Source organism: Burkholderia sp. Bp8991, assembly GCF_003853795.1.
In the GTDB taxonomy this organism is placed as follows: Bacteria; Pseudomonadota; Gammaproteobacteria; order Burkholderiales; family Burkholderiaceae; genus Burkholderia.
In genome coordinates this window covers 1-17,623 of the sequence record NZ_QTQJ01000022.1, presented here as the reverse complement: position 1 = coordinate 17,623, position 17,623 = coordinate 1, and the positions used below count along the sequence as shown (strand labels likewise).

At 67.2% G+C, this 17,623-nt stretch carries 14 protein-coding genes and 1 riboswitch; of the genes, 8 read left to right on the top strand and 6 right to left on the bottom strand.

What is annotated here, in order from left to right:
• Positions 1-21: 21 nt before the first annotated feature.
• The 3 genes from DIE02_RS36475 to DIE02_RS36105 form a co-directional block, all read right to left on the bottom strand.
• Positions 22-2,358: an aldehyde dehydrogenase family protein gene (locus DIE02_RS36475; RefSeq protein ID WP_124529791.1), complete on the bottom strand. Its 2,337-nt coding sequence runs from the start codon at positions 2,356-2,358 to the stop codon at positions 22-24.
• Between the two features lie 113 nt (positions 2,359-2,471).
• Positions 2,472-3,449 (bottom strand): agmatinase, encoded by a 978-nt coding sequence (gene speB, locus DIE02_RS23515; protein ID WP_124488504.1) that lies wholly within the window; start codon positions 3,447-3,449, stop codon positions 2,472-2,474.
• Complete coding sequence (locus tag DIE02_RS36105; RefSeq protein ID WP_260427325.1) at positions 3,430-3,558, bottom strand: hypothetical protein; 129 nt, start codon at positions 3,556-3,558, stop codon at positions 3,430-3,432. Before DIE02_RS36105 ends, speB begins: the two co-directional genes overlap by 20 nt.
• 50 nt (positions 3,559-3,608) lie before the next feature.
• On the opposite strand from DIE02_RS36105, the gene DIE02_RS23510 reads away from it, so the two are divergent.
• The 6 genes from DIE02_RS23510 to lipA all read left to right on the top strand — a co-directional run bounded on the left by DIE02_RS23510 (position 3,609) and on the right by lipA (position 11,900).
• The gene (locus DIE02_RS23510) at positions 3,609-4,532 is read left to right on the top strand and encodes a LysR family transcriptional regulator (protein WP_059534474.1); all 924 of its coding nucleotides are present in this window, start codon (positions 3,609-3,611) and stop codon (positions 4,530-4,532) included.
• Between the two features lie 192 nt (positions 4,533-4,724).
• A riboswitch (glycine riboswitch) is annotated at positions 4,725-4,811 on the top strand.
• Positions 4,812-5,040: 229 nt separating this feature from the next.
• Positions 5,041-5,415 carry a glycine cleavage system protein GcvH gene (gene gcvH, locus DIE02_RS23505; RefSeq protein ID WP_124488503.1) on the top strand — a complete coding sequence of 125 codons (375 nt, stop codon included), beginning with the start codon at positions 5,041-5,043 and terminating at the stop codon, positions 5,413-5,415.
• The gene (gcvP, locus tag DIE02_RS23500) at positions 5,412-8,291 is read left to right on the top strand and encodes an aminomethyl-transferring glycine dehydrogenase (RefSeq protein ID WP_221623067.1); all 2,880 of its coding nucleotides are present in this window, start codon (positions 5,412-5,414) and stop codon (positions 8,289-8,291) included. The genes gcvH and gcvP overlap by 4 nt, the downstream gene beginning before the upstream one ends.
• Positions 8,292-8,384: 93 nt before the next feature.
• Complete coding sequence (glyA, locus tag DIE02_RS23495) at positions 8,385-9,641, top strand: serine hydroxymethyltransferase (protein ID WP_124488501.1); 1,257 nt, start codon at positions 8,385-8,387, stop codon at positions 9,639-9,641.
• A gap of 162 nt (positions 9,642-9,803) precedes the next feature.
• Positions 9,804-10,922, top strand: a complete 1,119-nt coding sequence (gene gcvT, locus DIE02_RS23490) for a glycine cleavage system aminomethyltransferase GcvT (RefSeq protein ID WP_124523610.1) — start codon at positions 9,804-9,806, stop codon at positions 10,920-10,922.
• Positions 10,923-10,925: 3 nt separating this feature from the next.
• A complete protein-coding gene (gene lipA, locus DIE02_RS23485; RefSeq protein WP_124488499.1) occupies positions 10,926-11,900 on the top strand; it encodes a lipoyl synthase in 975 nt (324 codons plus the stop codon).
• An 88-nt stretch (positions 11,901-11,988) separates the two neighbouring features.
• Here lipA and DIE02_RS23480 read toward each other — a convergent pair whose 3' ends face one another.
• The 3 genes from DIE02_RS23480 to DIE02_RS23470 are packed head-to-tail and all read right to left on the bottom strand — an operon-like array spanning position 11,989 to position 15,666.
• Complete coding sequence (locus DIE02_RS23480) at positions 11,989-13,179, bottom strand: acetyl-CoA C-acetyltransferase (protein WP_124523171.1); 1,191 nt, start codon at positions 13,177-13,179, stop codon at positions 11,989-11,991.
• A gap of 18 nt (positions 13,180-13,197) precedes the next feature.
• Positions 13,198-13,965 carry a 3-hydroxyacyl-CoA dehydrogenase gene (locus DIE02_RS23475; protein ID WP_124488497.1) on the bottom strand — a complete coding sequence of 256 codons (768 nt, stop codon included), beginning with the start codon at positions 13,963-13,965 and terminating at the stop codon, positions 13,198-13,200.
• Positions 13,966-13,992: 27 nt separating this feature from the next.
• Positions 13,993-15,666 (bottom strand): acyl-CoA synthetase, encoded by a 1,674-nt coding sequence (locus tag DIE02_RS23470; RefSeq protein WP_124523608.1) that lies wholly within the window; start codon positions 15,664-15,666, stop codon positions 13,993-13,995.
• Positions 15,667-15,801: 135 nt separating this feature from the next.
• Here DIE02_RS23470 and DIE02_RS23460 point away from each other — a divergent pair, with 135 nt between their 5' ends.
• Together DIE02_RS23460 and DIE02_RS23455 are read left to right on the top strand one after the other, a co-directional pair.
• Positions 15,802-16,806: an AraC family transcriptional regulator gene (locus DIE02_RS23460; protein WP_124488495.1), complete on the top strand. Its 1,005-nt coding sequence runs from the start codon at positions 15,802-15,804 to the stop codon at positions 16,804-16,806.
• 230 nt (positions 16,807-17,036) lie between these two features.
• Positions 17,037-17,408 carry a nuclear transport factor 2 family protein gene (locus DIE02_RS23455; protein ID WP_124488494.1) on the top strand — a complete coding sequence of 124 codons (372 nt, stop codon included), beginning with the start codon at positions 17,037-17,039 and terminating at the stop codon, positions 17,406-17,408.
• Positions 17,409-17,623: the final 215 nt, after the last annotated feature.

Below are 17,623 nucleotides of genomic sequence, written 5' to 3'. Positions count from 1 at the left end.
GAATGATCCTGGCGTGCCGGGTCAGCCGCGCTTTTTCTCGCCGGTGGTGAACTCCGGCATGTGCGCTTCGATGTGCGCGATTTCCGCTTCCTCGCGCCGCAGGTCGAGCGACCGGCACAGCACGTAGTACGCGAGCGCCGAGACGATCAGCCCCACGAGCCAGGCCAGGTCGACACTGCCCATCGCCTTCGCGAGCGGGCCGACATAGACCTCGCGGTCGCCGTCGAAGATGCAGAAGAACGGCACCATCGACACGAACCCGATCAGGTACGAAAGCAGGCCGCGTCCGCCCCAGTTCCCGTACAGGCTGTCGCGCGGGCGAAAGAAATGCGGCACCGCGTAACGCCCCTTGCGCACGAAGAAATAGTCGGTCAGGTTGACTGCCGTCCACGGCACCAGGAAATACAGCATCACCACCAGATAGATGTTGAGCACCGACAGGCCGGAACCGGACGCGTAGATGCGCATCGCGACGCCGAACTGCAGCAGCACGACGAAGACGATCGCCGCGATCCGTGCCTTCGCGGTCGGCTCCACCTTCCGGAACGAGTCCACGCTGGTGATGGCCGTCAGCTTCGCGCTGTAGATGTTCATCGCGATCACCGGCAGGAACGCGACGATCGTGATGGCCACGACCGCCGTGCCCAGCTGCGGCGCGATTCCGGCACCCACGCCGTGGAGCGCGACGAGCACATCGGTCGCATGCAGGTGCGCACCGAGCCATCCGCCCACCGCGATCATCCACGCGCCGGACAGCGATGCCCCGACGAACACCGCGGCGATCAGCCTGCCGCTCGGCGTGTTCTTCGGCAGGTAGCGCGAATAGTCCGACACGTACGGCGCATACGCGATGTTGTAGCTGGCCGCCGCCGCGAACTGCGCGATGAAGCCGGTCCAGTGTTCCGGCCCGAGGTCCTTGCCGAACCCGGACGTCTTGAACCCGCCGAACGGCAGCGCCGGATCGATGGTGCTGTGCGCATTCACATAGACCGTGCCCGCCTGCAACCGCGGAATCAGGCCGTGCACGCGGCCCAGGTCGTTCGAGTAGATCGCGGCGGCGAGGCCGAACGACGAATCGTTCGCGAGCGCCACGGCCTCGTCGAGCGTGTCGAACGGCGCGGTCACGAGCACCGGGCCGAAGATTTCCTCGCGGACGATCCGCATGTCGGGACGGCAATGCGCGAAGATCGTCGGTTCGACGAAGTGCCCCGGGCCCGCATGGGCGCGGCCGCCGTAGTAGCATTCGGCGCCTTCCCGGATGCCGGATTCGATGTACGACAGGACCGTGTCCTTTTGCCTGGCCGACACGAGCGGGCTGATGAAGCAATCGCGATCCAGCCCGGGGGCGATCTTCAACGTCGCCGTGTAGTCGGCGAGCGCCGCGAGGAAACGGTCATGGATGTCGCGGTGGATGTAGGCCCGCGTGCCCGCGTCGCACACCTGGCCGGAGTTGAAGAACACGCCGTTGGCCACGGCCTGCGCGGCGGCATCGATATCGGCGTCGTCCAGCACGATGACCGGGGATTTCCCGCCGAGTTCGAGCGTCACGCGCTTGATGTGCCGCACCGCGTTCTGCCCGACGTCGCGCCCGACCGGCGTCGAACCCGTGAAGGTCAGCTTGTCGATGCCCGGGTGGCTCGCCATCGCGGCGCCGATCACACTGCCGCGACCGGTCACGATGTTGACCACCCCGTCCGGAATGCCGGCTTCCTGCACCAGTTCGGCAAAGCGCAGCGTCGACAGCGACGTGAGTTCGGCCGGCTTCACGACCGTCGTGCAGCCGACCGCCAGCGCGGCCGCCAGCTTCCAGGCCATGGTCTGCAGCGGATAGTTCCACGGCACGATCGCGCCCACGACACCGATCGGCTCCTTGCGCGTATAAGCCAGATAGTTGCCCGGCAGCGACGGCTCGACCGTGCGGCCGTGCAGCTTGGATGCCCAGCCGGCGAAATAGCGGAACGTATCGACCGTGCCCTGGATATCGATCGCGCGGGCCTGCGCGACGGACTTGCCCATGTCGATCGACTCGATCTCCGCGAGTTCGTCCGCGTGCACCTCGATCAGGTCGGCCAGCCGGTGCAGCAGCCGCTCGCGCTCCAGCGGCTTGAGGCGGCGCCATTCGCCGTGATCGAACTGGTGGCGGGCGGCGGCGACGGCACGGTCGAGATCGGCCGGCGTCGCGAACGGAATCTGCGTGATGACGCCCTCGGTCGACGGCTCGGTGACGGCGCTGAACTGGCCGTCGCTGCCGTCCACCCACGCGCCGCCGATGAACATCTTCATCGGCCTGGCGAGAAAGTTGCGGGTCGCCTGGGAAACATCGTGACGATCGAGATATTGCGCGACTACGGCATCCATGTTGATCTTCCTTGATAGCCTGCCCGGCGCCTCTCGGCGAGGTCCCCCGGGCCGTACGGTAGTGACTTCGGGCGTCCCGCGAGACGTCGCGCCCGATTCCTGATATGAATGTCTCAGCGGGCGCGGGCCAGGCTGCGCGCGTGGAAAATGAAACCGATGCTGTTCATCAGCAGTTGCGCGGCCAGGATCGACGTCGTGCCGGTCGGATCGTAAGCCGGCGCCACTTCCACCAGGTCCATGCCGACGATGCTTCCGTGGCTGCGCTTCGCGAGCGCCTGGATGATCTCGAGCACTTCGTAGTACTGGAAACCGCCGTGGCTCGGCGTGCCGGTTCCCGGCGCGATCGACGGATCGAAGCCGTCGATGTCGATCGTGATGTAGTAGGCGCCGCGCTGCGGAATCTGCTCGAGCACGCCGTCGGTGCCGAGGCGCCGGACATCGCGCACGGACAGGATGTTGGAACCCGCGGCGCGGGCCGCGTCATAGTCGCTGCGGTTGGATGACGAGACGTTGCGGATGCCGAGCTGCGTCATGCCGGCGATATGGTCCATCTCGGAGGCCCGGCGCAACGGGTTGCCGTGTCCGTATCGCACGCCGTGGCGTTCGTCGACGAAGTCGAGGTGCGCATCGAAATGCACGATGTGAATCGGCCCGCGGCCTTCGAACGCCTTGATCACCGGCGCATGCACCGAATGATCGCCGCCGAGCACTACCGGCATCGCCCCGCCGGCGAGAATCTTGCGCACGGCGAGTTCGATGTTCGCGTTGCTCGTGGCCATGTCGGTGTGCACGATGTCCGCATCGCCGACGTCCACCATGCGAACCTGGTCCTCGGTCAGGTAGAGCACGTCGTCTTCGTGATCGTAGGCGCCCGCGTGCCCGAACGAAAACAGCGTCGACGCCTCGCGAATGCCGCGCGGGCCGAAGCGCGCGCCCGAGCGCCACTGGGTGCCCATGTCGTTGGGCGCACCCAGGATCGCGACGTCCGCGTCGATGTTCTCCCAGTCGAGACACACCGGCGCCTTCGCAAAGGTGCAGTGACCGACGAACGGCAGGTTGAGCCTGCCCTTTTCATAGCTGTTGTTCTGCATTGTCTCCGTCTCCATCTGTATGCGGATTCGTCTTCGGCGCACGGCCGTCCATGCGCTTGCCTTTGCGGTCACTATGGGCAAAAATTTTTTCCGGAAAAATAGCAGGCATCAGATGTCCATATCGGATATTCCGATGTGACGGACGGAGGAGAACGGAACGTGAAACAGCTGCAGGACATCGACCTGAAACTGCTCAGGATTTTCATGACCATCGTGAAATGCGGCGGTTTCTCCGCCGCGCAGGCCGCGCTGAACGTAAGCCAGTCGACCATCAGCGAGCAGATGACCAGCCTCGAAACGCGCCTCGGCGTCAAATTGTGCGAACGCGGCCGCAGCGGCTTTCGTCTGACGGAACACGGCGTCGCGACCTACGAATCCGCGCAGCGCCTCGCGCTCGCGGTGGAAGCGTTCTGCATGGACACACACGCGCTCAAGCAGCGCATCTCGGGCCGGCTTCATCTCGGCATCATCGACAACACGGTCACCGACACCGACAGCATCCTGCCGCTCGCGCTGCGCCGGTTCGTCTCGCGCGGTCACGACGTCCAGCTCGACATCTACATCGGCACGCCGGCCGAGCTCGAGGAGCGCGTGCTCGACGGGCGGCTGCACCTCGCGATCGGCCACTTCCCGCTCACCGTCGCCGGCCTGTCCTACACGCAGCTGTACGAGGAGCCCGACGGCCTCTACTGCAGCCGCTACCATCCGCTGTTCTCGACCGACGCCACCGGCGACGCGCTGATCGAGCGCGTCCGGCAAAGCCAGGTGGTCGCGCGCGCGTTCCTGCAGCAGCGCGACCTGCAATTGCTCGAGAGCGGCAGCGCGGCCGCGACCGTCGACAATGTCGAGGCACAGGCGATCCTGATCCTGACGGGCGCTTACATCGGCTTTCTGCCGCGGCACTACGCGAGACAGTGGGTCGACGCCGGCCAGATGCGCCAGCTCGCCGCGGAACAGCTCACGTCCGCGTGGCCGTTCTCGTCGATCACGCGCCGCGGCGCCGCGCAGCCGACCGTGCTTCGCGCGTTCCTCGACGACCTGATGGCCCAGTCGGGCAACCGCCCCCCGCCGGCGGACAGATAGTCGATATCGGATATTCATTTCGGTCTCCACCGAAGTATCGACCGGCCGCGATCGCCGCGCGGCCTTGCTCCGCCATGCCGCGCGCCGTTTTCGGCGCGCCTGCGCCGTGCCGCGGCATCTGCCTCGCCGCATGGGCGGTCGAATGGGGTGTTGACACCGCCGCGGGCGTGCGACTAGATTGTCGCCAGCTATCGGGATGTGTCAGGAGAGACCGCCGTCCGGCGGCGCCGAAGGGGAATCGCCCCAGAAACTCTCAGGCAAAAGGACTGACGCATCGATTAGCGCTCTGGAGAGTAGGCCTCTGGTCGTCGACCAAGCCTCGCCGAAGGAGAAGCGCCCCGCCGGGGCGCGCAATCTCTCAGGCAAACGGACAGAGGGGGCATCAGGCACGCAGCCTGGAATGCCCCGGTCTCGTCCGGATGCCGACTCGTCGGTCATCCTCCCGCCCGTGCACTTCCGGCTTGCGTGTGCCGCATCACTCAACGCAACCCTGTCAGGAAGAGAGCATATGAGCGAGGTCCGATACACCGAATCCCATGAATGGCTGCGCGTCGAAGACGACGGCAGCGCCACCGTCGGCATTACCGACCACGCGCAATCGCAGCTGGGCGATCTGGTTTATGTCGCACTGCCAAACGAAGGCGACGCCTTTGCCCAGTACGACGAGGCCGCCACCGTCGAATCGGTCAAGGCCGCCGGCGAGGTCAAGATGCCGGTATCCGGCACCGTGCTGGAAGCGAACGCCGCCCTGGGCGACACGCCGAGCCTCGTCAACGATTCGGCGGAATGCGATGGCTGGTTCTTCAGGATGCGCATCGACAGCCCGGAGCAGCTGACCGGGTTGATGGATGCCGCCGCGTATCGCGCCTATATCGGCGAATGACGGAGACGGCCATGAACGCATTCGATTCCGTCGCGCAGCGCGCGTCGTTCGTCCGCCGCCACATCGGCCCCGATGCCGACGAACAGGCCGCGATGCTGGCCGTGCTCGGCGTGGACTCCGTCGACGAGCTGGTGAAACAGGTCGTCCCCGCGGCGATCCGCAGCGATGCCCCGCTCGCCCTGCCTCCCGGCTGCACCGAAGCCGACGCGCTGGACCGGCTGGCTGCACTGGCAGGCCGCAACCAGGTGTTCCGCTCGTTCATCGGCATGGGATACCACGACACCCACACGCCACCGGTCATTCAGCGCAACGTGCTGGAAAATCCGGCCTGGTACACGGCCTACACGCCGTACCAGCCGGAAATCTCGCAAGGCCGCCTGGAGGCGCTGCTCAACTTCCAGACCATGATCGCCGACCTGACCGGCCTCGAGATCGCCAACGCGTCGATGCTCGACGAAGGCACCGCGGCCGCAGAGGCGATGACGTTCTGCCGGCGCCTCGCCCGGTCGGACAGCCGGATCTTCTTCGTCGCACATGATTGCCATCCGCAGACGATCGAGATCGTTCGCACGCGCGCGGAGCCGCTCGGCATCGAGATCGTCGTCGGAGATCCGCGCCGCGATCTGTCCGCCACCGGCTGTTTCGCCGCGCTGCTGCAATATCCGGGCACCTTCGGCGACATCCATGATTACCGCGACGTGGTCGGCACCCTGCATGCGAACGGCGCGCTGGCCGTGGTCGCCGCCGACCTGCTCGCGCTGACCCTGCTCGCGCCGCCGGGCGAATTCGGCGCCGACGTGGCGGTCGGCACCACGCAGCGCTTCGGCGTGCCGCTGGGTTACGGCGGCCCGCACGCCGGTTATTTCGCGACGCGCGACACGTTCAGGCGCACGATGCCGGGACGACTGGTCGGCATGTCGATCGACGCGCACGGCCGCCCGGCGCTGCGCCTCGCGATGCAGACGCGCGAACAGCACATCCGGCGCGAAAAGGCCACCAGCAATATCTGCACCGCGCAAGTACTGCTCGCCAATATCGCCGGCTTCTACGCGGCCTATCACGGCCCGCACGGACTGACCGCGATCGCGCGCCGCATCCACCGCCTCACCGCGATCCTGGCCGCTGGCCTGCGCCGGCTCGGCCATGCCGTGCCAACCGAATACTGCTTCGACACCATCGCCGTCGACAGCGGCATTCGCACCGATGCCGTGCACGCGGCGGCACGGGCCCGCCGGGTCAACCTGCGCGCCATCGACGCGCGCCGGATCGGCATCTCGCTCGACGAGACGACCACGTCCGACGATATCGTCATGCTCTGGTCGATCTTCTCCGAAGGGCGCGCCGTTCCCGACTTCGCGGCCGTCGACGCCGCCACCGCCGATGCGTTGCCTGCCCCCCTGCTGCGCCGGAGCGCCTTCCTCACGCACCCGGCGTTCAACAGCCACCATTCGGAAACGCAAATGCTGCGCTACCTGCGCCGGCTCGCCGACCAGGATCTCGCGCTCGACCGCACGATGATTCCACTCGGCAGCTGCACGATGAAGCTGAACGCCACCGTGGAAATGATGCCGATCACGTGGCCGGCGTTCGCCCGGCTGCATCCGTTCGCACCGGCCGAACAGGCCGACGGCTATCGCGTGCTGGCGCGGGAACTCGAGGCAATGCTGTGCACGATCACCGGATACGATGCGGTGTCGCTGCAGCCGAATGCGGGCTCGCAAGGCGAATACGCGGGCCTGCTCGCGATCCGCGCGTATCACGCGAGCCGCGGCGAGGCACGGCGCGACATCTGCCTGATTCCGTCGTCGGCGCACGGCACGAACCCGGCATCCGCACAGATGGCCGGCATGCAGGTCGTCGTCGTCGACTGCGACGACGACGGCAACGTCGACATCGAGGACCTCGCCGCCAAGGCCGCCCGGTACGACAGCCGGCTGGCCGCGATCATGATCACCTATCCGTCGACCCACGGCGTGTTCGAGGCCCGCGTACGCGACGCCTGCGACATCGTCCATGCGCACGGCGGCCAGGTCTACATCGACGGCGCCAACATGAACGCGCTGGTCGGCCTCGCCCGGCCGGGCGCGTTTGGCGGCGACGTGTCCCACCTGAACCTGCACAAGACCTTCTGCATCCCGCACGGCGGCGGCGGCCCCGGCGTCGGCCCGATCGGCGTCAAGGCGCATCTCGCGCCGTTCCTGCCCGGGCATCGGGAGGGCAGCGTGCCGGGGATCGGTGCGGTGTCCGCGGCGCCGCTCGGCAGCGCGAGCATCCTGCCGATCACTTGGACCTACATCACGTTGATGGGGTCGCGCGGGTTGCAGCGTGCAACCGAGGTGGCGATCCTCAACGCCAACTACATCGCCGCGCGCCTCTCGCCACACTACCCGATTCTCTATACGGGGCCGAACGGCCGCGTCGCGCACGAATGCATCATCGACCTGCGGCCGTTGAAGGACAGCAGCGGCATCAGCGTCGACGACGTCGCCAAGCGCCTGATCGATTTCGGCTTCCACGCGCCGACCATGAGCTTCCCGGTCGCCGGCACGCTGATGATCGAGCCGACCGAATCGGAATCGAAGGCCGAACTCGACCGGTTCATCGACGCGATGATCGCGATCCGCGCCGAAATCGCAGCCGTGGAAGCGGGCACGCTGGATGCCGAAGACAATCCGCTCAAGCACGCGCCGCACACGGCGGCCGAACTCGTGGGCGACTGGCCTCACGCGTATTCGCGCGAACAGGCCGTCTATCCGCTCGGCGTCGCGGCGACGGCAGGCGGCAAGTACTGGCCGCCGGTTTCGCGGGTCGACAACGTCTACGGCGACCGCAACCTCGTGTGCTCGTGTCCGCCGATGGAAGCGTATCGATCGTGACGCGCCGGCCGACCCACTCGTAACGACACTCAACCCTGCTTGAGCGGCCGCGCACCCGACGTGCGCGCCGCACCGATACCAGGAGAAGGAAAAATGTTCAGCAAAGACATGCGGATCGAAGGCTTCGATGACGAACTGTGGACGGCGATGGAACGCGAGCGCATTCGCCAGGAAGACCATATCGAGCTCATCGCTTCGGAAAACTACACGAGCCCGCGCGTGCTGCAGGCGCAAGGCTCGGTGCTGACCAACAAGTATGCCGAGGGCTATCCGGGCAAGCGCTACTACGGCGGCTGTGAATTCGTCGACGTTGTCGAGCAGCTGGCGATCGATCGCGCAAAGGCGCTGTTCGGTGCCGACTACGCGAACGTGCAGCCTCATTCCGGCAGCCAGGCCAACGCCGCCGTCTACATGGCACTGCTCGAGCCGCACGACACGATACTCGGCATGAGCCTCGCGCACGGCGGTCACCTGACGCATGGCGCGCATGTGAATTTCTCGGGCAAGCTCTATCGTGCGGTGCAGTACGGCCTGAACGCGAAAACCGGCGAGATCGATTACGACCAGGTCGAGGCGCTGGCGACCGCGCACCGGCCGAAACTGATCACGGCCGGCTTCTCCGCCTATTCCCGCGTGGTGGACTGGGCACGCTTCCGGCAGATCGCCGACGCCATCGGCGCATACCTGTTCGTCGACATGGCCCACGTCGCGGGCCTGGTGGCGGCCGGCGCGTACCCGAATCCGCTGCCGCACGCGGACGTCGTCACCACGACGACCCACAAGACGTTGCGCGGCCCGCGCGGGGGCCTGATTCTCGCCCGGACGAACCCGGAGATCGAGAAGAAGCTCAATTCCGTCGTGTTCCCCGGCATCCAGGGCGGCCCGCTGATGCATGTCATCGCCGCCAAGGCCGTTGCGTTCAAGGAAGCGCTGTCGCCCGGGTTCCGGATCCATCAGCAGCAGGTGGTCGCCAACGCCCGGGCCATGGCCGATACGTTCGTCAAACGCGGCTTCGACATCGTCTCCGGCGGAACGGACAATCACCTGTTCCTCGTCAGCCTGATCCGCCAGGGGCTGACCGGCAAGGCGGCCGATGCGGCGCTGGGCCGCGCGCACATCACCGTGAACAAGAACGCGGTGCCCGACGACCCGCAGAGCCCGTTCGTCACCAGCGGCATTCGCATCGGCACGCCTGCCGTGACGAGCCGCGGTTTCAGGGAAGCGGAAGCGCGCGCGGTGGCCGGCTGGATCTGCGACATCCTGGCCGATATCGAGAACCCGTCGGTCATCGACCGCGTTCGGCGACACGTCGCCGAACTGTGCGGCGCATTCCCGGTATACGGCAAGTAACGGCCGCTCGGGCCATTGCCCGACCGTTCTTCGGGAGCGACTTCGACGTCGCTCCGGAGAACGGGACACGCCTCCGGATACGGGATCGTTCCAGTCGTTCATTCCGTACTCCGAAGCTGTGCCGCGCGCGATCTCCTAAAATCCTGTTGATCCGGAACAACGATGACGATCCCACTTTCTCGTACTCCACTTCACGACCTTCACGTCGAGCTCGGCGCGAAGATGGTTCCGTTCGCCGGGTACGAAATGCCCGTCCAGTACCCGCTCGGCATACTCAAAGAGCATCTTCATACGCGCGAGCAGGCCGGGCTGTTCGATGTCTCGCACATGGGACAGGTGCTGCTGTCGGGCCCGGATGCCGCCGCCGCGCTCGAAACGCTGGTGCCGGTCGACGTGATCGACCTCCCGCCGGGCATGCAGCGCTACGCGTTGTTCACGAACGAGCAAGGCGGCATTCTCGACGACCTGATGATCACCCGCCTCGGCGACGCCGAGCTGATCGCGGTCGTCAACGCCGCGTGCAAGGACCGCGACCTCCGCCATCTGAGGGAACGGATCGGCCACCGCTGTAACGTCGTCGAGCTGGCCGACCGCGCGCTGCTCGCCCTGCAAGGGCCGGCCGCCGCGTCGATTCTGGCGCGCCTGGCGCCCCGCCTGGCCGAACTGGTCTTCATGCAAAGCACGCGTGTCGAGCTGGCCGGCGCGGCGTGCATGGTCAGCCGCTCCGGCTACACCGGCGAGGACGGCTACGAGATCTCCGTGCCGGCCGATCGGGCGGAAGCGCTAGCACGCCTGCTGCTGGCCGACCCTGCCGTCGAGCCGATTGGTCTCGGCGCGCGCGATTCGCTGCGTCTCGAAGCCGGCCTGTGCCTGTACGGCCACGACATCGACACCGGCACCACGCCGATCGAAGGCGGGCTGCTGTGGGCCCTCTCGAAAGTGCGACGCCCTGGCGGTGCACGCGCCGGCGGCTATCCCGGCGCGGATGTCGTCGCGCGGCAGATCGCCGAGGGCGTGAAAAGAAGACGCGTCGGCTTCGTCGTGAAAGACCGGGTGCCGGTGCGCGAGGGCGCCGACATCGTCGACGCCGACGGGCGCTCGATCGGCACGGTGACGAGCGGCGGCTTCGGTCCGACGTACGGCGGCCCGGTGGCCATCGGCCATGTCGCGGCCGAATTCGCGACACCGGGCACGGCACTGCATGCGATCGTCCGCGGCAAACCGGTTCCGATGGAAGTCGCGAGAACCCCGTTCGTCGCGCAACGCTACTACCGCGGGTAAGCCATGGCGAACACGAATATCCGCAACACGCCGATGGCCGCCGGAACCCGGCTCTCCGCCGCCGAAAAAATGGCTCGCATCCCCGTGAGGATCGTCGCGACCGAACCGGCCGACATGCCGCGCAAGCCTGAATGGATTCGTGCCGCCTTTCCCGGCTCGCGCGAGGTGATGGCGCTCAAGAAGGTCCTGCGCGAGCAGAAGCTGCATACGGTATGCGAGGAAGCCGGTTGCCCGAATCTCGGCGAGTGCTTCGCTCACGGCACGGCGACCTTCATGATCATGGGCGCCATCTGTACACGGCGTTGTCCGTTCTGCGATGTCGGGCACGGCCGCCCGCTTCCGCTCGATCCGGACGAGCCGGCACGACTCGCCGAAACGATCGCAGCGATGAGGCTCAAGTACGTGGTGATCACGTCGGTCGATCGCGACGACCTGCGCGACGGCGGCGCCGCACACTTTGCGGCCTGCATCGGCGCCGCACGCGGGATCGACCCGGCACTCCGGATCGAGGCGCTGACGCCGGATTTTCGCGGCAGGCACGAGGTCGCGCTGAACCTGCTCGCGGCATCCCCGCCGGACGTGTTCAACCATAATCTGGAAACCGTGCCGCGCTTGTATCGCGAGGCGCGGCCGGGCGCCGACTACCGGCACTCGCTGGGCCTGCTGCAGGCATTCAGGTCCGCGGCGCCGAACGTGCCGACCAAGTCGGGCCTGATGCTGGGCCTCGGCGAAGAGATCGACGAGGTCGAACAGGTGATGCGCGACTTGCGCGCGCATGGTGTCGACATGCTGACCCTCGGCCAGTATCTGCAGCCGACCCGCCACCACCTGCCCGTGAAGCGCTTCGTTCCACCCGCGGAATTCGCGCAGTTGCGGCAGCGCGCGCTTGCGCTCGGGTTCAGCCAGGTCGCATCGGGGCCGATGGTGCGCTCGTCCTATCACGCCGACCTGCAGGCGAAAGGCGAAACGGTCGAATGACGGCGGGTTCGGCGAAGCGCGCGTGACGCGCTTCGCCGATGCGGCGGTATGGCCCCGGGCCAGACCGCCTGCGTCCTCCCGGCGCGCCTTACGCGACGCGCTCGATCGCGATCGCCGTCGCCTCGCCGCCGCCGATGCACAGCGATGCGACGCCGCGCTTGAGCCCATACGCTTCGAGCGCGGCCAGCAGCGTCACCATCACGCGTGCGCCCGATGCGCCGATCGGATGGCCGAGCGCGCACGCGCCGCCGTGCACGTTCACCTTGTCGTGCGACAGGTCGAGATCGCGCATCGCGGCCATCGCAACCACCGCGAACGCTTCGTTGATCTCGAACAGGTCGACGTCGCGCAGGTTCCAGCCGGTTTTCTCCGACAGCTTGCGGATCGCGCCGATCGGCGCCGTCGCGAACAGCCCCGGCTTGTTCGCGTAGGTCGAATGCCCGACGATCACCGCCTTCGGCGCGAGGCCGAGCCGGTCCGCTTCCGAGCGGCGCATCATCACGAGCGCGGCCGCACCGTCGGAAATCGACGACGAATTGGCGGCCGTCACCGTGCCGCCTTCGCGGAACGCCGGCTTGAGCGTCGGAATCTTGTCGAGCTTCGCTTTGCCCGGCTGCTCGTCGATCGACACGACGGCTTCCGTCTTGCCGGCCTTCACCGTCACCGGCGCGATCTCCGACACGAAGCGCCCTTCCGCGATCGCGCGTTGCGCGCGCGTCAGCGACGCGATCGCGAACGCGTCCTGCTCCTCGCGCGTGAACTGGTAGGCCTGCGCGCAATCCTCCGCGAACGTGCCCATCAGCCGGCCCTTGTCGTACGCATCCTCGAGACCGTCGAGGAACATGTGGTCGAGCACCTGGCCGTGCCCCATGCGCATTCCCGCGCGCGCCTTCGGCAGCAGGTACGGCGCATTCGTCATGCTCTCCATCCCGCCCGCGACCGCCACGTCCGCCGATCCGGCCAGCAGCAGGTCGTGCGCGAACATCGCGGCCTTCATCCCGGAGCCGCACATCTTGTTGACCGTGGTCGCGCCGGTACCCAGCGGCAAGCCGGCCTTCAGCGCGGCCTGCCGCGCCGGCGCCTGACCCTGGCCGGCCGGCAGCACGCAGCCGAACACGATTTCATCGATGCGCTCCGCGGGCACGTTCGCGCGCTCGAGCGCCGCGCGGATCGCCACCGCGCCGAGCTCGCTCGCGCTGGCCGCGGCCAGGTCGCCCTGAAAACCACCCATCGGCGTGCGTGCCGCGCCGACGATTACGATCGGATCCTGTGTCGTCATGATTGCATTCCTCCAGTGTCAGCGCGGTGCCATGCGCAGTGCGCCATCGAGACGGATGACTTCGCCGTTCAGCATCGTATTCTCGGCGACGTGGCGCACCAGCGCCGCGAATTCGTCGGGGCGGCCGAGCCGCGGCGGGAAGGGCACGCTCTTGCCGAGCGCGTCCTGCACGTCCTGCGGCATGCCGGCCATCATCGGCGTCGCGAAGATGCCCGGCGCGATCGTCACCACGCGAATGCCGAACCGCGCGAGCTCGCGCGCGATCGGCAGCGTCATGCCCACCACGCCGCTCTTCGATGCCGCATACGCGGCCTGCCCGATCTGTCCGTCGAACGCCGCGACCGACGCGGTGTTGACGATCACGCCACGCTCGCCTTCCGCGTCGGCGTCCTGTTTCGACATCGCATCCGCCGCCAGCCGGATCATGTTGAACGTGCCGACCAGGTTGATCGATACCGCACGCGCGAAGCGCTCGAGCGAATGCGGGCCTTCGCGGCCGACCACCTTCTCGCCCGGTGCGACGCCCGCGCAATTCACGAGCGCATCGATGCGGCCGAACGCGGCGCGCGCGGCGGCAACGGCGGCCTGCCCGTCGGCTTCGCTCGTCACGTCGGTCTTCACGAAGCGTGCGGATGTGCCGAGTTCGTGCGCGAGGCTCGCGCCGGCGTCTTCATTGACGTCCAGCAGCACGGCGTTGCCGCCTTCGGCGACCACCATGCGCGCCACCGCGGCACCGAGGCCCGAACCGGCGCCCGTAATCAGAAAAACGCGATCCTTGATGTTCATTCGCAGTCCGTAGTCAGTATTCGATAGTCAGGATCGAGCGACCTTCTCGGCTTCCATCTTGCGCAGCACGAAGCGCTGGATCTTGCCGCTCGGGGTTTTCGGCAGCGCGTCGACGAACTCGATCGCGCGCGGATAGGCGTGGGCCGACAGCCGTCGCTTCACGTGCTGGCTGAGTTCGTCGGCCAGCGCCGGCGTGCCGTCGAAGCCCTTCGACAGCACGACGAACGCCTTGACGATCTCCGTGCGCTCCGGGTCCGGCACGCCGATCACCGCGGCCTCGCTGACGGCCGGATGCTCGATCAACGCGCTTTCCACGTCGAACGGGCCGATCCGGTAGCCGGACGACGTGATCACGTCGTCCGCGCGGCCGATGAAGCTCACGGTGCCGTCCGGCTCGAGCTCGACGTTGTCGCCGGTCCGGTAGTAGCCGCCCGCGATGGCCGGCGTGTCCTGCTGCCAGTAGCCGGAGAACCACAGCAGCGGCGAGCGCGCGATGTCGATCGCGAGGTTGCCGGGCTCGCCGGGGCCGAGTTCGCGACCGGTGTCGTCGAGCACCGCGACGCGATAGCCGGGCATCGCGAGGCCGGCCGAACCGGCATGGACGACGTGCGCGAGCCCGTGATGATTGTTCACGACCATGCCGAGCTCGGTCTGGCCGTAGTGATCGTAGATCGGCGCACCGAGCGCCGCGTGGAACCACCGGACGACTTCCGGATTCAGCGGTTCGCCCGCGCTGCTGACGACCCGCAGCTGCCCTTTCAGGCGCGATGCCGCTTCCGTGCCGGCCGCCATCAGCATCCGGTACGCGGTCGGCGAACCGGCGAGGCTCGTGATGCCGAGCCGTTCGATCACGTCGTAGGTGCTGTCGACCGTGAAGCCGCCCTCGTACAGCGTCGTGGCGTGGCCGAGCAGCAGCGGGCCCGTGATCGCGTAGTAGAGGCCGTATGCCCAGCCCGGATCGGCGATGTTCCAGAAACGATCGCCGGCGCGCAGGTCCACCGCGTCGCGCATGTATGCGCCGAACGCGAGCAGCGCGCGCAGCGGCACCGGCACGCCCTTCGGCAGGCCCGTCGTGCCCGACGTCGACATCATCATGAACAGGTCGGTGCCCTTGCGCGGCACCGGTTCGAATAGCGCGGACTGTGCGTCGAGCGCCGCACGGAAATCGATGTCGCGCGCCGGCAGCGCGTCGCCCGCCTCGCGCACCGTCGCGACCCGCGGGCAATCCACGATCTCGTCGAGCTTCGCGCGATTCGCGATGTTGGTGACGACCAGACGCGCATCGCTCATGCGCAGCCGGTGCTCGATCGCCTTCGGTCCGAACGCGGTGAAGAGCGGCTGATAGACGGCGCCTGCGCGCCACGTGCCGAGGATCGTCGCGACGAGTTCGGGCGTGCGCGGCAACAGGCCGGCGACCACGTCGCCCGGCTTCACGCCCTCCTCGACCAGCAGGTTCGCGACCCGCGCCGACAGCGCCTGCATCTGCGCGAACGTGAAGCTGCGGTGCCGGCCGCCGACGTCGATCCAGTCGAGCGCGATCGCATCCGGATCCGCCGCCGCATGCCGGTCGCAGCATTCCACGCAGGCGTTCAGGCCCTGCTCCAGGTCGCCGTGCAGCTGTGCGGCGGCAGTCTCGATACGGAAGCCGGCCACGGCGTCGGCGTAGGCCGGCACCACCCGGGCGGTTGCTCCATCACGCATGCGTGTCTCCTGTTCGTTATGACCGCCGGCGAACCGGGGGTATATCGATGATGGTAGACAGCCGTCACATTGCAATCAATGACAAACAGAATCTAGAATCGTGATCGCTTTTGCCATGTCTGGAGGGCATGAAAAATGGGGCCGCAGATGATCTCGCCGGGTTTCGTCGAGGATGCGCTCGAGAGCCTGCGCCGGCGGCGGATGTCGACCGAGGCCGTGCTGCGTGCCGCCGGCCTGCCGGCCGCCGTGCGCGAGCCCGTCACGCCGCAGCAGTACGGCCGGTTGTGGCTGGCGATCGCCAGCGCGATCGATGACGAATTCTTCGGGCTCGCGGCCCGCCCGATGCGGCGCGGCAGCTTCACGCTGCTGTGCCATGCCGTGCTGCACGCGGGCACGCTCGAGAAGGCGCTGCGGCGTGCGCTGCAGTTCCTGCGTGTCGTGCTCGACGAACCGCACGGCGAGCTCGTGGTCGCCGACGGCCAGGCGCAGATCGTCCTCACGCAGGCAGGCGCACCGTATTCGGCGTTCGCTTACCGGACGTTCTGGCTGATCCTGCTCGGCGTCGCCTGCTGGCTGATCGGCCGGCGCATTCCGCTGCAGCGCATCGATTTCGCGTGCCCGAGCCCCGACCAGCGCGCTGACTACCACCAGTTCTTCGGTGTGCCCGTGCATTTCGACCGTCCCGACAGCCGGCTCGCGTTCAACGCCACGTACCTCGCGCTGCCGACGATCCGCTCCGCGCAGGCGCTGAAGACCTTCCTGCGCGGCGCGCCCGGCAACCTGCTCGTGCGCTATCGACACGACACCGGCTGGGTGGCGAAGACGCGCGCACGCCTGAAGGCGCTGCCGGCCAGCGAGTGGCCGGACTTCGACACGCTGGCCGCGCGCCTCGGCACGACGCCCGCGACGCTGCGGCGACGCCTGCGCAGCGAGGGGCAGAGCTTCGCGTCGATCAAGGACGAACTGCGCGGCGCGCTGGCCCAGTCGCTGCTGCGCGGACACACGCTCAGCGTCGCGGAAATCGCGGCGGAACTCGGTTTTACCGAGCCCAGCGCGTTTCATCGTGCGTTCCGGAAATGGACGGGGACGAGCCCGGGGGCGTTTCGGCGGGAAGTCAACGGGGCGCAGGCGGAGCATTGAATTGGGGCGCGGGCGCCACGCTCGGTGCGAGCGCGCTGACGGGTGCGGCCGTCATGCAAGGTATGGAAGAACCGTGTTCCTCTGCTTGAGGCGGCGATTGTTGCTCGTTCGACGGCCATGCAGTCGATTCGGCTGCGAACCCGCAACCACCGTACCGTTTGTCGGCACCGCGGCACGCCCGCCGACCATCCGTGGAATCCTGATCCTTCGAGCTGATGCGAGGCCCCGATATGGATACCGTTCGTGCAGTCATCGAACCCTATGAAACCGCACTTCGAGCGGCAATGCTCGCCAACGACGTCGACGAACTGGACACGTTGCTGGATGACGAACTGGTCTTCACCGTTCCGAGCGGACAGGTCATCTCGAAGCACGACGATCTGTCCGCTCATCGCGCGAAACTGCTGCGTCTCGACGCACTCGATATTCGGGAAACGCAGGCAAAAGCGATCGGCGAGATGATCCTCACCACGACGAAGGCCATGCTTGCCGGTTGTTTCGACGGCACCGCATTCAACGGCACGTTCGCCTACACGCGCCTGTGGCGCCGATCGGGCAGCGGCTGGCGTGTCGTCGCAGGACATGGATCGCAGATCGGTTGAACTGCGACATGCCTGCAAATCGGCAAACTGCAGGACTCCGGGATCCGATCTGATCGATCGGCCGTCCTGACATTCGCTGAGATCGCGCATTTCTGCGCTGCAAATGCAAAAACCCCCGCCTTTTCGGGCGGGGGTTTCTGGCTTAGGGAGCCTGACGATTACCTACTTTCACACGGGAATCCGCACTATCATCGGCGTAGAGTCGTTTCACGGTC